We start from the raw sequence: 13,502 nt of genomic DNA on the forward strand, positions 1-13,502 counted from the left end.
GAGGACAGGAAACTTTTTAATAACTACAATATTATTTTGAAAAAGAAAAGTATTTCTTTCGAGGTCGAAGATAACTAAAGCCTTCACCATGTTGCTCTTGTGTATTAATAATAGAAACAAATGCTTTTGGATCAACTTCTTCAATGATACGTCGCATGGTTTGGACCTCTGATGGTGCAATAACAGCGTAGACAACACGTTGCTCACGATGCGTGTAACCGCCTTCGGACTTTAATAGACTTGTACCACGTTCTAATTGTTCCATAATTGCGTGCGCGATTTCTTCTGGATAATTTGTGAAAATAATACACGTTCGTGCAGGATAAGCACCTTGTTCCATAATATTAAGAAATTGTGCAAAGACAAATGAGGCAATCAGCGTATACATCATATGTAAGATATCAATATAAATGAGTGAAGCAATTAAAACGATGGCATCCAAAAAGAACATTGTTTTACCAATTGGAATACCCAATCGTTGTTCTACAATACGCGCAATCACATCGGTACCACCAGATGTACCACCAAAACGAAAAACAATACCTAAGCCAACACCCGCTGCAATACCTGCAAGCAATCCGGCAATTAGCATATCGTTATTGAGCATAGGTGGCATTGGTACTTTTTGCCAAAACCAAAGCCAGCTCGACAGAGATAAAATACCTAACAATGTATAGATGAGGGAGCGTTTGCCAAGTAATTTAAAGCCCAGTAATAAAATTGGAATATTGAGAATAATTGTCGTGTAAGCAGGGTTAAACTTAAAAAGTGCATATAATATTAAAGTGACACCAGATATGCCACCTTCGGCAAGTTGATTTGGAATATTAATATTAACTAGACCCCAAGCATATAGTGCTGTTCCGACAATAATCATAATAAAATCAATAACACGTAAATCTTCTATATCTTGTTTTGCTTTCATATTTTCACCTCAAAAATAATAGTCATATTGTACCAAATTAATTGTAATACTCGTACGTTTTATTAGAGTCGTTTTTGCTTTTTGTATTTTGGTATAATATAGTGATAAAGGATGGTATTATGACAAAAGATAACCAATTACAACGTTCTCGTAGACGAAAAAAGTCTCACCCCGTACGCAATACGTTCTTTGCACTCGTTGCCATGCTAATTATTGGGCTTGCTGGGTTCTCTTATTATATGTTTACCCATTCTTCGAGTCCGTCAACGCCGATTGCTGCAAAAAATTCAAATTCAAAAGTTATAAATGAAACAATCGATTCATCTGGTAACGGATCTACTTCTGATCAGGATACAGAGTCATCAAGTAGCAGTTCTGAGTCTTCTCAAAGTAGCAGTAGTTCTTCCTCTAGCCAAAGTAGTTCAAGCTCTTCTAAAACAACGGGTGATTCACAAGCCCTAGTGGGAAAGTCTATTTCAGAAGCGATTGAATGGGCTAAAGCTAATGGTCGTTATTACTCTTGGCGCATTGAATCCAATGACAGTAATGCTAAAGTTGTGTCAGTTAATGATAATGGCAGTAGCATTAGTTTTGTTGCAAAATAAACCAGGAGGTTTTTATTTTGCCTAAAAAAGTACTCACAATAGCTGGTTCTGATTCTTTATCTGGTGGTGGCTTACAAGCCGATTTGGCGACATTTAACGAATATGGGTTGTTTGGATTGAGTATTATTACTAGCATTGTGACGGTGATTGATGATGCTGTTGATATTCATGTTGTACCACTAAATGTATTATCACAACAACTATCTTCAGTATTGGTCTTATCGGACATTGCGGCTATCAAAATTGGCTTTGTACCTAATATTGAAGCGATTGAATTAATAGCGCAACGACTAAAACATGTGACAATACCGATTATTTTAGATCCAGTCATGGTTTTTAAAGAAACAAATCGGACTGAGATGCAGGGCTTATTGCGCGCTATTCGAGAACAATTAGTACCGTTAGCAACAGTCGTTACGCCTAACTTAATTGAAGCAGAACTTTTGGCAGATCAGAGCATCGAAACGCTGGACGACATGAAACATGCAGCCCAACAGATTAAAAGTGTTGCTGGGCAAACAATAGTGATTAAAGGTGGTAACCGCTTAGCTGGGCATGATGCTGTTGATGTGGTACTTGATGAAGATAATCGGTACTTCATTTTGAGTCAAGACAAAATTAAACAATCACTGCTTTGTAATAATGGTGCGGGTTGTACATTTGCTGCTAGTATTACAGCAAATTATGCCATTGGGGCCAATGCACAAGAAGCAATAACTAATGCTAAAGAATTTGTCTATCATGCCATTAAGCAAGGGATAACACTTAACCAAACATTACCAGTGGGGACAGTTTGGCCCGGCGCTAATCGGTATTGCCATGATAGTAGGACGAATCGTTGAATATCATTAATTATAATCTACTCGTATAGACGAGTAGTTGGAAAACAGTGGGCCGTATAGCTACTGTTTTTTATTCATATTGATGTGTAGCAATGGAGTAATAAAATAATGATCACAGTTAATAGTGGCTGTAAGAAAATAAAAGATGATGAATTACAATGGTTGCTTCAGGCTTTGGCAGCTTATGATGTTGGTGCTTATTTTGAATCTACACAAGATGGTCATATGTGGTTAGCATATGGTGAATTAGATACATGGATAAAAGGAACAGGCCAGAAGAATTTTAAGCAATGGTATCAAGCATTGTCATCATTAGATGTTGCACACACTTGGATTTTTGGTGCGCAACAATTTTCGGATCAAAAACCATCTCATGGTCTAATGCAGGGACGATGGTTTCTACCAAAACTCGTGGTACACATAGATAGTAATCAGTCATTGCATTGGTATCAGTATAGTCGAACGCGTCAGACATTTGATTATGAGCAGTGGTTAGCACCATTTAGAACAATGACAGCATCTGTAAAGATTAAAAATAGTATTCTCACACAACAAGATGAACAAGATTGGCGCCAAAGGACTACCCAATTAATTGATACTTTGAAACAAACGCCAACGTTAAAGAAAGTCGTTTTTGCACGTCAACGTCATCTTCAGTTAGCAAGCAATTTATCCATTCCACGTATTATTAGTCGGTTAAAACAGCAGCAAGCGAATACTTATCATGTTTTGTTAAAATCAGATCATGAATGGTTTGTATCAGCAACACCTGAGCGGCTAGTTAAACTGGTGAATCATCATATCTATACCGCTGCAGTGGCTGGTACAATCCAACGTAATCAACAGTATAATCGGGACGAAGAATTAGCACAGCACCTCATGCAGGATACTAAGAATCGTGCTGAACATCAATTCGTGGTCCAACAAATTAATCAACAGCTAAAGGACTTAACTTTGACATTAAATGTACCGGATAAGCCTGTTATTTTACAAAATCAACAAGTTCAACATCTTTATACACCAATTAGCGGCATTAAACGACCCAAAGTGACCATTTTTGATTTTGTAGACAAGTTACATCCCACGCCCGCTTTAGGTGGTATGCCCACGACAACAGCATTGGCATACATTGAACAGCATGAAAAATATCCAAGAGGGATTTTTGCAGCACCTGTGGGCATTGCTAATCTGCAAGGAGATGGTGAGCTAGTGGTTGGTATCCGCGCAATGCATTTTGATAGTCAGACAAAACAGGCTAAATTATTTGCTGGGGCAGGGATTCTTCAAGATTCGTCTGCCGAAGAGGAATGGCGTGAGACAGATTTAAAATTTTTACCGATGCAACAATTAATCGAGGATATGTTGAATGACTGATGCACTAACGATCAATACAAAATATTTGCTTACGGCACTAATGCATAGTGGCGTTCGACATTTCGTCGTGTCACCCGGTTCCCGCAATACACCAATTGCTTTGCTGTTAGCTCAATTAGCTGAATCAGAAAAAATAGCGCTTTTTGTAGATGTTGATGAGCGCTCAGCAGCTTTTTTTGCTTTAGGTATTGCTAAAGTCACGTTAAAACCAGTGGTTGTGTTAGGCACTTCAGGAACAGCGATTACTGAATTTACTTCAGCCGTTGCTGAAGCATCTGTATCACATATACCATTAATTGTGTTATCCGCTGATAGACCGCAAGAATTACAAAACAATGGGGCGCCACAAACGATCTCCCAAACACATCTCTTCAGCCATTTTGTTAAACAAGATTTAGAACTCACGCTGCAAGATAATCATCCGGATGTGCCAGAATATATTGCATACGAAGTACAGAAGTTGATATATCAAGCTCAAATAGCACCTAGAGGACCCATTCATATTAATTTACCATTGAGAAAACCTTTGATGCCGGATATGAATGATGACACGCCGCTTCGCGTTAAACAGCTAACGTGGACGATGGCGCCCAATATTGTGCCACAAAATACTCTGGAAGCGTTACAGAATAAAAAGATTTTGTTGCTTTGCGGACCCAATGAGTCCGAGGATTATAGTGAATTACTGCGTAGTTTTTCTGAAAAATATCATATTCCTGTTATAGCAGATGTGTTAAGCCGGGTGCGTTATACGCATACTATTACTGGAATTGATCAATTCATTAAAGCAGATATCTTAAATGATGACGCTTTACCAGATATTGTTATTCGCTTTGGTGCAACGCCGATTGCTGGCCAACTATTAGGATGGTTGAAAAAGCATGAGGTTACCACTTGGTATGTCGGTGAAGACGCTGGTAATGACCATTCACGCCACGCTTCACATATTGTGCCCATAGCAGTGGCTAACTTTTTGGAACAGTTGACCCAAATTCAAAATAATAGCACGGTACAGTCAGAATTTTATACAGTATGGCAAACAATGAATCAAAAATATCAAAATCAATTGATGCACAATGTTGGTGAATTATCTTTAATTGATGCTATTGATCACTTTACCCATGATGCTCAACCAATATTTGTCTCTAATAGCATGCCAATTAGAGATATGGATAATTTCTTTCTTGGTCGCCATACACATAATATTTATGCTAATCGTGGTGCTAATGGCATTGATGGTGTTGTGTCGAGTGCAATGGGAATGGCAGCGACTAGTCAAGAACAAAGAAGCTTACTATTAATTGGTGATATTGCGCTCTTTCATGATATGAATGGCTTAATGATGGGGAAACAATATCAGTTACCATTAGATATTATTGTGACAAATAATAATGGTGGCAGTATTTTTTCATTTTTACCACAAGCACAACAACAAGAATATTTTGACACGTTATTTGGAACACCGTTAGGGTTAGATTTATCTCGTATTGCAATGCTGTATGATTTGACGTATGAAAAAATAAGTACAACACAAGGACTAGGCGATATTCTACGGCAGTCGGTTGTTGGTACCCGTATTATTGAATATAGTAGTAATAGACAAGATAATTATGAACAACACCAAGACTTTACTCAAATGCTAAGAGAACATTTCAATGAATGAACAGACATTAACAATCAATCATTATACATACAGCCTATGGCATCAAAAAAATGATGATACAAATTACCAGTGGTTGTTACTACATGGCTTTATGGGAAGTTATCATGATTTCGATACGATAATAGCTGATTTGCCTGGCGAAATTATCGCGTTAAATCTCTTAGGCTTTAATACAACAGATACGGTAACTGATACTAGGCGATTTACAATGTCACAACAAATCATAGACATAGCAGCTATTCTGAAATGGTATGGTTGGGATGATGTCCATTTGCTAGGCTATTCAATGGGTGGTCGTTTAGCCTTGGGATTTGCTTTACAGCACCCGGAAATGCTTCGGCAATTAATATTAGAAAGTGCTTCCCCAGGTTTGACAGCGATAGCAACGCAAAAGCAACGGCGACAATTAGATCAACAACGAGCTGCCGCGCTCTTAGATGACTTTCCTTCATTTATTTCTAAGTGGGAACAATTGCCATTATTTGCAAGTCAATCGCGTTTACCCAGCCAATTGAAAGTTAAGATTCGGCAACAACGCTTAAACCAAAATCCAAATAATATGGCAACTTCATTAATTCAAATGGGAACCGGACAACAAGCCAATTATTGGCCGTCACTAGCTCATTTAGATGTAGCTACTACGGTTATTGTTGGCGAATTAGACCAGAAATTCCGACAGATTGGTTCTGATATGCTAGCACTGTTACCAAATGCACGATTATACTGTTTGGCGCAGGCTGGCCATAATTGCCATCTTGAGCGACCACAACAGTTTCTTGAAAGCGTATTAAATGACTTATAAAATTTCAAAAATAACATTATGGCCGATTGCATTGATGCTAAAGGCACCATTTCGTACAGCGCATAATACAACGCAGGAACGACCTTTAACGATTATTGCCATTGATGTTCAAGATATGAGCTCAAGGATCACAGTGACTGGGTATGGCGAAGTACAGTCCTTTGCTGATTGTGCCTATGCCCCTGAAAATCAACAGTTAAGTCGTCATTTACTTGCTCATCACTTCATCCCCGCATTAAAAGCTTACCAATTTTCAGATATTAAAGCGGTCACAAGCTATTTGCAACAAATCACACCATTTGGATCGTTTGCACGCGCAGGTATCGAAATGGCATTGTGGGATGCATTGGGTAAGCTACAGCACAAATCACTGGCACAGATGATTGGCGGTATACACCAGCGAGTACCTGTTGGTATTGCGATTTCCTTATTATCGGAACCGTCACAATTACTAACGCAAATTAAGCAAGCACATGCTATGGGTTATGAGCGTATTAAGCTCAAGGTAGATGCTAAGGCAACAGATTTTGATCAAATTAAGTGGCTCTTAGCACGATTTAAAACGCAACATTTTTCTTTAGATGCTAATAGTAGTTTCACGTTAACATCAGCGCAATCTTTATCACCATTAGACGCACCAAATCTTGACTTTATAGAACAACCTTTTGGTGTTCATGATTTTGTTCAGCATGCAACATTTCAGAGAATGTCTAATATCAAATTAAGTTTGGATGAGAGTATTAACGCCCTTGATGATATTCATACATCAATTGCTTTGTCGGCTAATCATGTACTAACGATTAAGCAAGGGAAAATAGGAGGGATCCAAACAGCCATTGAAGCGATTAGACTTGCCCAACAGCACCATGTTTTGCCTTGGATTGGCGGCATGTTAAGTAGCGGATTGGGTCGAGCAGTGGATTTGGCATTAGCTAGTTTACCGGGTATTGCATTTCCTGGTGATATATCAGATAGCCAACGGTATTTTGAGCAAGATATTATTCATCAGCGTTTGACCATTCACCACGGGCACATTAAGGTGCCAACAGAATATGGTATTGGCGTAACCATTGATGAAGCGATAATAAAGCAACACCTCACTGCCACACCACAAGTTTTTACAAGTTAGCATGAAAGCAGTTTCTTTGACACTTAAAAAGTACTGATGTTACCATTAACATATATTGATGTGGTATAAAAATGGGCATAATTAGGAGTCTAAAAGATATATGCAAACACCAAATAATCATGATAAAGAAGAACCTGGATCGTTATTTTATAACGAAGAATGGCAAGTAGTGACAGAAGATTTAGCAGGTCATTATCCGCAAGGACTGACGGAATCTGAAACTCAAAAACGTATTGAGCAATTTGGCTTCAATGAGGTAACAAGTAAACCAACACCAAAGTGGTTAATTTTTTTGCGACAATTTAACAACGTTATTGTATATATTCTGATTGTTGCTGCATTGCTAACATTGTTAATGCGACACTATTCTGATGCGATTGTTATTGGTTTGGTTGTTGTGATTAATGCCTTTATCGGATATTTTCAAGAGGTGAACGCATCTAATGCACTTGAAAATATTAAGCAAATGCTATCTGTTAACGCTACTGTTATTCGAGACAACATGCGGGTTTATATTCCTGCACGTGAATTGGTACCAGGTGATCTAGTTTATTTAGAAGCTGGTGATAACGTCCCAGCAGATCTACGATTACTAGATACTGATAATTTAAGAATTCAAGAAGCCACACTAACTGGTGAGGCCGATTCTGTTTTGAAGGATAGTCTGGTTTTACCAAAAGACACACCACTAGCTGAACGAAACAATATGGCATATGCTTCAACGGCTGTTAGTAACGGTAGTGCTACTGGAATTGTTGTCGCGACTGGTATTCATACCGAGATTGGCCAAATTTCTAAAAATGTGTCTGATGCAACGCAGAATAAATCACCCCTAACAAAAGAATTAGATAATTTAGGTAAGGGCATTTCTTGGTTTATTATCTTTGTGGCAGTTGCGATGTTTGCTTTAGGCTGGTTTATGAATATCTATACGTTACCAGTACTGGCTATGGCTATTATTACGATGATTGTTGGGTCCATTCCTGAAGGGTTGCCCGCTGCAACGTCGGTTATCTTAGCCACAGGTGTTCAAAAACTGACGAAGCAACAAGCGATTGTTAAAACACTACCAGCTGCAGAGACACTGGGTGCTGTTGATATCATTGCATCTGATAAAACTGGGACGTTAACTAAAAATGAAATGACGCTCCAAGATATATTGATTGATGAACGCCATTATCAATTGACCGGAACCGGTTACCAGCCCAATGGCGATATTTTATGGCAGGACCAAATCATTGATCCAACAACTGATGAAAAATTAGAGATGTTCCTAACGATGGGGCAACAAGCCAATGACACCTTCTTAACCGAAGATAAAGGCCAATGGGTGGTGAACGGTGAGCCGACTGATGCGTCATTTTTGTCAGCTTATTATAAAGCCTTTGGTGTTAAAGAACCAAAGTTAAAAGAGATTGATCGTATCCCATTTGATTCGGATTATCGTTATATTGCACGTCTTGTAGAAAATCAAAAGGGTAAACGTTTCATTGCGATTAAGGGTGCGCCAGATGTGCTATTTAAGCTATCTGAACAACAACAAGACTTTAAGCGACAGTATTGGGATGATGCTTCTGAAAATTTCGCACAAACGGGTAAGCGTGTTATTGCGGTTGGTTATCTTGATGTGCCAGATAATACACAAGAAGTTACACATGAACTTCTGGCGGAACAAGGGATTCAGTTACTTGGTTTAGCTGCCATTATTGATCCACCGCGTCCTGAAGTGATTCAGTCAATTGCGGATATGCGTCAAGCAGGCATTCGTGTCAAAATGATTACCGGTGATAGTCCATCTACTGCGAAAGCTATTGGGCAACAGTTGGGATTATCAGATGACATTCAGACAATGACGGGTTCAGAGGTTGAACGCTTATCGGATGATGAGTTGAGAGATGTTGTACCGCAACGTGATATATTTGCACGTACAACACCATATGATAAATTACGTATCATCAAGGCTTATCAGGCCAATGGTTTGGTCACGGCGATGACTGGGGATGGTGTGAATGATGCACCAGCTTTGAAACAAGCTGATATTGGTGTGGCGATGGGTATTAAAGGTACTGATGTTGCGAAAGATTCTGCAGACATGATACTAGCTAATGATGATTTCTCAACAATTAAAGTTGCAATTAGGCAAGGGCGACGACTTTACGATAATATACGTAAAACTATTTTATTTTTGCTACCGACAAGTTTTGCTGAAGGACTGATTGTTGTCATGAGCATTTTACTACGACAACCGATGCCTTTAACTCCAACACAATTACTTTGGATTAATATGGTTTCAGCAATCACTATTCAGTTAGCCTTTATATTCGAACCAGCTGAACCGGGCATTATGAAACGTCTACCACGTAAAACAACCAATAAGTTAATGAGTCGCCATGATGTGATACAGATGACTTATGTTAGTGTCATTATAGCAGCGGTTGCTTTAGTTACGTTTGAAACATTGAATGCGTCTGGAACTGCCTTTGAAGTGGCCAGCACTGTTGCCGTGAATATTATTATTTTTGGTAAAATATTCTATTTATTTAATATTCGAACATCTGCACCAGCGTTTAGTTCTGCTTTATGGGGTAATCCAATGGCCTTCATTGCAATTGGAATAATGATTGTATTACAGCTCATTTTAACCTATGTACCATTTATGCAAACAGTCTTTTCAACGCAAGCCTTACAATTCAATCATTGGCTGTTGATTATTGCTACTGGGTTTATTGTATTAATTGTTGCTGAAGCTGATAAATATTGGCGTTTAAAGCGCAATAAAAAAGCATTATTCTAATTAGGAGAATAATGCTTTTTTACTGTTCAATAGCAGGTAGTGTTTTGACAAATATCAATGCGGCAATTTTAGCAGTTACACCAATTTGTTGTTGGTCATTATCTAGAGATTGGATATAAAAGCCGTCATCAACGCTGAGATGCCCCGATAATCGCCATTTGGAATTAATCGTAATGTGAAGTGTCTCGGAGAAACGTAATAATTCATAATCGTCAGCTAATGCTGTAATCACGAACTTGTCGTCCTCGTGAACAGAGCTTAACGCATCAAACTGATGCGGGGGTAATTGATAATCTTGATTAGGAATAGGTAGTCCGCTTGGGTTGGTTGAAGGGAAATTGAGAAAGGCGTCTAAGCGGTTCGTAATGTCAAATGAAGAATCATGATCAAAGGCATCAGCACTTTTATGTGCTTCAGCTAAACTCATTTTGAGGTGGATAACAAAAAATGTTTCTAAGATTCGATGTGCACGAATTAATTTCATCGCCGTCTCATAGCCCTGATCGGTTAATTTCATGCCGTGATATGGTACAACTTCAATATCACCGTGTTGACGTAGGTGTGTTGCCATTTCCGAAATTGATGCCGGTGTTAAATGTAAATGTTCTGCAACCGATTTATTGGCAACGAGGTCTTGTTTTGGACCACTTAATTCGAAAATTGTTTGAAGATATTGCTTCTTAGACATAGATACTGACATATTATTGTCCTTTCAGGTAAAATTATACTTTAATTTAAGTTTAATATATAGTAAAATTTAAGTGCGCCTAAATACAGAATAAAAGTAAGGAGAAGTGGAAGTGTATGTTTAAAATTGAAAATCTCTCGGTGGGTTATCAAAATACTCAGATATTAGATAATCTATCCGTAGAGTTCCCCAGTGGCGCAATAACTGGTATTATCGGTCCCAATGGAGCGGGAAAATCAACCATGATTAAAGGGGCGTTAGGTTTAATTAAACGCCAAAATGGTGTAGCTCGTGTTGATCAAAGGCCTATTGAGTCTCATCGTGAACAAGTAGCCTATGTTGAGCAAAGAGCTAATTTAGATTTAACATTCCCAATCAATGTGTTTGATGTTGTTTTGAGCGGTTCATATGGCCGTCTAGGGCTTTTTAAGGAGCCAAGTAAGCAAGACAAGCAAAATGCGTTATCTGCTTTAGAGCAAGTTAACATGCTTAATTTTAAAGAGCGTCAAATTGGTGATTTGTCAGGCGGACAATTACAACGTGTCTTTGTAGCACGTGCGATTGTTCAAGCAGCGCCAATTGTCATATTGGACGAGCCGTTTGCTGGTATTGATATGAAGAGTGAAAGCGAAATTATGTCAATCCTTAAAACATGGCGAGCAGAAGGCAAAACAATTATTGTGGTTCATCATGATTTGAATAAGGTAACAGATTATTTTGATCACTTGATTATTTTGAACCGTGGTATTGTGGCCGCTGGTCCTGTCGCAGAAGTGTATACCAAAGATAATGTCTCTAAGGCATTCAGTGCAGACCTCGGTAATGTCTTGTTTACAGATGATAATGATTCTAAACAAGAGGGGGTTTCCCATGAATAGTATTGTAAACTTTATTGACGCATTAGGTCAATATAATTTTCTACAAACAGCCTTGATTACATCAATCCTAGTGGGTATTATGTCAGGTTTGGTTGGTAGCTTCATCATTTTGCGTGGTATGTCATTAATGGGCGATGCCATTTCCCACGCTGTTTTACCAGGTGTGGCCGTTGCGTATATGCTTGGCGTTAATTTGCTTATCGGTGCGTCTGTGTTCGGTATCGTAGCAGCTTTGTTAATTGGTTTTGTTTCAACACACAGTAAGTTAAAAAATGATACGGCAATTGGTATTGTGTTCAGTTCTTTCTTTGCCCTTGGTTTCATTTTGATTTCTATGGCAGAGAGTACCACTAATTTGCATCACATTTTGTTTGGAAATGTTTTGGCTGTTAGTGATTCTGATTTAATCACAACCGTTATTGTTGGCGCATTGGTTGTCTTGTTCGTCGTAGTTTTCTTCAAAGAACTGTTAATCTCATCATTTGATGAAACATTTGCACGATCATATGGATTAAAGACACAATGGTTACATTATGGTTTGATGATTGTGTTGACATTGGTCACAGTGTCTGCATTACAAACTGTTGGTATTATTTTGATTGTAGCAATGTTGATCACACCAGCAGCGACTGCATTCCTATGGACAAATAAATTGAAGTTTATGTTAGTCTTGTCGGCTATCTTAAGTGTTATTGCCTCAGTTGTTGGCTTGTACTTGAGCTATACATTTAACTGGGCATCTGGACCATCAATCGTCTTAACAGCTTCAATATTCTTTATCATTTCATTTATTATTTCACCAAAACAAGGCTTCTTGACATCAAGAATTGCAAAAAAGGGAGAACCCAATGTTTAAAAAAGTTGCAATCACACTGATTGGTTTGTTTGTTGTTATTGGCGGTGTTTTATGGTTTGTTAACCATGAAAGTAGTAAAAAATCAACGGCGCATGACAAGTTGCGTGTTGTAACGACTAATTCAATTTTAGAAGATATGGTCAAAAATGTTGGTGGCGATGATGTTTCAGTATACTCAATTGTTAAGCGTGGTACAGATCCGCACGAATACGACCCACGTCCAACAGATATTTCAAAGACAACTGAAGCGGATGTTATTTTCCACAATGGTTTGAACCTTGAAACTGGTGGTAATGGTTGGTTCTCTGAATTAACAAAGAATGCTAACAAAAAGGATGACAAAGAAGTATTCGCAGTTTCAAAAAATGTGACACCAATGAAGTTGACAAGTAAAGGTCAAACAAATGAACTTGATCCTCATGCTTGGTTAGACTTACAAAATGGTATTTCATACGTTAAAGTCATCAACGATGTATTGAAGAAGAAGGATCCAAAAAACGCTGATGATTACCAAAAGCGTACAGATGCTTATGTTAAGAAGCTACAAAAGTTAGACACACAAGCTAAAGAAAAGTTTGCAGATATTCCTGAAAACAAGAAGTTGTTGGTAACCTCAGAAGGTGCCTTCAAGTATTTCTCAAAAGCTTACGGCTTAACACCAGCATACATCTGGGAAATTAACACAGAATCTCAAGGAACACCTGAACAAATGAAGCAAGTGTTGGCTAAGATTCGTGCTACAAAGGTACAATCATTGTTTGTTGAAAGTTCAGTTTCACCAAAGTCAATGGAAAAGGTATCTAAGGAAACAGGATTACCAATCTATTCTAAGGTCTATACAGATTCTCTAGCTAAAGAGGGAACTGATGGTGACACTTACTACGGTATGATGAAGTGGAACTTAGATCATATTCATGATGGTTTGAATAAGTAATCATCAAAAAAG

At 38.3% G+C, this 13,502-nt stretch carries 12 protein-coding genes; 10 read left to right on the forward strand and 2 right to left on the reverse strand.

Going from position 1 to position 13,502, the window contains the following annotated elements; translation table 11 throughout:
* Window positions 1-31 precede the first annotated feature (31 nt).
* Complete coding sequence (locus tag C5L23_RS06330) at window positions 32-925, reverse strand: YitT family protein (RefSeq protein WP_010008365.1); 894 nt, start codon at window positions 923-925, stop codon at window positions 32-34.
* Between the two features lie 119 nt (window positions 926-1,044).
* Here C5L23_RS06330 and C5L23_RS06335 point away from each other — a divergent pair, with 119 nt between their 5' ends.
* From C5L23_RS06335 to C5L23_RS06365, 7 genes are all read left to right on the forward strand, one after another.
* Window positions 1,045-1,530: a hypothetical protein gene (locus tag C5L23_RS06335; protein ID WP_010008363.1), complete on the forward strand. Its 486-nt coding sequence runs from the start codon at window positions 1,045-1,047 to the stop codon at window positions 1,528-1,530.
* Window positions 1,531-1,547: 17 nt separating this feature from the next.
* On the forward strand, window positions 1,548-2,372 hold the full coding sequence (locus tag C5L23_RS06340; protein ID WP_010008362.1) for a bifunctional hydroxymethylpyrimidine kinase/phosphomethylpyrimidine kinase: 825 nt from the start codon (window positions 1,548-1,550) through the stop codon (window positions 2,370-2,372).
* Window positions 2,373-2,480: 108 nt separating this feature from the next.
* The gene (locus C5L23_RS06345) at window positions 2,481-3,746 is read left to right on the forward strand and encodes an isochorismate synthase (RefSeq protein WP_010008361.1); all 1,266 of its coding nucleotides are present in this window, start codon (window positions 2,481-2,483) and stop codon (window positions 3,744-3,746) included.
* Window positions 3,739-5,409, forward strand: coding sequence for a 2-succinyl-5-enolpyruvyl-6-hydroxy-3-cyclohexene-1-carboxylic-acid synthase (gene menD / locus C5L23_RS06350; protein ID WP_010008360.1), 1,671 nt, complete (start codon window positions 3,739-3,741; stop codon window positions 5,407-5,409). The genes C5L23_RS06345 and menD overlap by 8 nt, the downstream gene beginning before the upstream one ends.
* Window positions 5,402-6,211 carry a 2-succinyl-6-hydroxy-2,4-cyclohexadiene-1-carboxylate synthase gene (gene menH / locus C5L23_RS06355; protein ID WP_133264459.1) on the forward strand — a complete coding sequence of 270 codons (810 nt, stop codon included), beginning with the start codon at window positions 5,402-5,404 and terminating at the stop codon, window positions 6,209-6,211. Before menD ends, menH begins: the two co-directional genes overlap by 8 nt.
* Window positions 6,201-7,340 carry an o-succinylbenzoate synthase gene (gene menC, locus C5L23_RS06360; protein WP_010008356.1) on the forward strand — a complete coding sequence of 380 codons (1,140 nt, stop codon included), beginning with the start codon at window positions 6,201-6,203 and terminating at the stop codon, window positions 7,338-7,340. Before menH ends, menC begins: the two co-directional genes overlap by 11 nt.
* A gap of 100 nt (window positions 7,341-7,440) precedes the next feature.
* Window positions 7,441-10,134: an HAD-IC family P-type ATPase gene (locus C5L23_RS06365; RefSeq protein ID WP_133264460.1), complete on the forward strand. Its 2,694-nt coding sequence runs from the start codon at window positions 7,441-7,443 to the stop codon at window positions 10,132-10,134.
* A 19-nt stretch (window positions 10,135-10,153) separates the two neighbouring features.
* On the opposite strand, the gene C5L23_RS06370 is transcribed toward C5L23_RS06365, so the two are convergent.
* Window positions 10,154-10,834 carry a metal-dependent transcriptional regulator gene (locus C5L23_RS06370; protein WP_010008353.1) on the reverse strand — a complete coding sequence of 227 codons (681 nt, stop codon included), beginning with the start codon at window positions 10,832-10,834 and terminating at the stop codon, window positions 10,154-10,156.
* 104 nt (window positions 10,835-10,938) lie between these two features.
* Between C5L23_RS06370 and C5L23_RS06375 the strand changes: the two genes are divergently transcribed.
* The 3 genes from C5L23_RS06375 to C5L23_RS06385 are packed head-to-tail and all read left to right on the forward strand — an operon-like array spanning window position 10,939 to window position 13,490.
* Entirely contained in the window at window positions 10,939-11,700 is a 762-nt protein-coding gene (locus C5L23_RS06375) for a metal ABC transporter ATP-binding protein (protein ID WP_010008351.1), read from the forward strand.
* Window positions 11,693-12,556 carry a metal ABC transporter permease gene (locus C5L23_RS06380; RefSeq protein WP_010008350.1) on the forward strand — a complete coding sequence of 288 codons (864 nt, stop codon included), beginning with the start codon at window positions 11,693-11,695 and terminating at the stop codon, window positions 12,554-12,556. The genes C5L23_RS06375 and C5L23_RS06380 overlap by 8 nt, the downstream gene beginning before the upstream one ends.
* Window positions 12,549-13,490, forward strand: coding sequence for a metal ABC transporter substrate-binding protein (locus C5L23_RS06385; protein WP_010008348.1), 942 nt, complete (start codon window positions 12,549-12,551; stop codon window positions 13,488-13,490). The genes C5L23_RS06380 and C5L23_RS06385 overlap by 8 nt, the downstream gene beginning before the upstream one ends.
* Window positions 13,491-13,502: the final 12 nt, after the last annotated feature.

This window comes from Leuconostoc fallax, from assembly GCF_004354645.1.
GTDB lineage: Bacteria > Bacillota > Bacilli > Lactobacillales > Lactobacillaceae > Leuconostoc_B > Leuconostoc_B fallax.

What these genes read in the sequence shown, in the direction of transcription:
- C5L23_RS06365 (WP_133264460.1), top strand. Translation starts at nt 7,441, where the DNA reads ATGCAAACACCAAATAATCATGATAAAGAAGAACCTGGATCGTTATTT.
- C5L23_RS06385 (WP_010008348.1), top strand. Translation starts at nt 12,549, where the DNA reads ATGTTTAAAAAAGTTGCAATCACACTGATTGGTTTGTTTGTTGTTATT.
- menH (WP_133264459.1), top strand. Translation starts at nt 5,402, where the DNA reads ATGAATGAACAGACATTAACAATCAATCATTATACATACAGCCTATGG.
- C5L23_RS06330 (WP_010008365.1), bottom strand. Translation starts at nt 925, where the DNA reads ATGAAAGCAAAACAAGATATAGAAGATTTACGTGTTATTGATTTTATT.
- C5L23_RS06345 (WP_010008361.1), top strand. Translation starts at nt 2,481, where the DNA reads ATGATCACAGTTAATAGTGGCTGTAAGAAAATAAAAGATGATGAATTA.
- menD (WP_010008360.1), top strand. Translation starts at nt 3,739, where the DNA reads ATGACTGATGCACTAACGATCAATACAAAATATTTGCTTACGGCACTA.
- C5L23_RS06370 (WP_010008353.1), bottom strand. Translation starts at nt 10,834, where the DNA reads ATGTCAGTATCTATGTCTAAGAAGCAATATCTTCAAACAATTTTCGAA.
- C5L23_RS06380 (WP_010008350.1), top strand. Translation starts at nt 11,693, where the DNA reads ATGAATAGTATTGTAAACTTTATTGACGCATTAGGTCAATATAATTTT.
- C5L23_RS06375 (WP_010008351.1), top strand. Translation starts at nt 10,939, where the DNA reads ATGTTTAAAATTGAAAATCTCTCGGTGGGTTATCAAAATACTCAGATA.
- menC (WP_010008356.1), top strand. Translation starts at nt 6,201, where the DNA reads ATGACTTATAAAATTTCAAAAATAACATTATGGCCGATTGCATTGATG.
- C5L23_RS06335 (WP_010008363.1), top strand. Translation starts at nt 1,045, where the DNA reads ATGACAAAAGATAACCAATTACAACGTTCTCGTAGACGAAAAAAGTCT.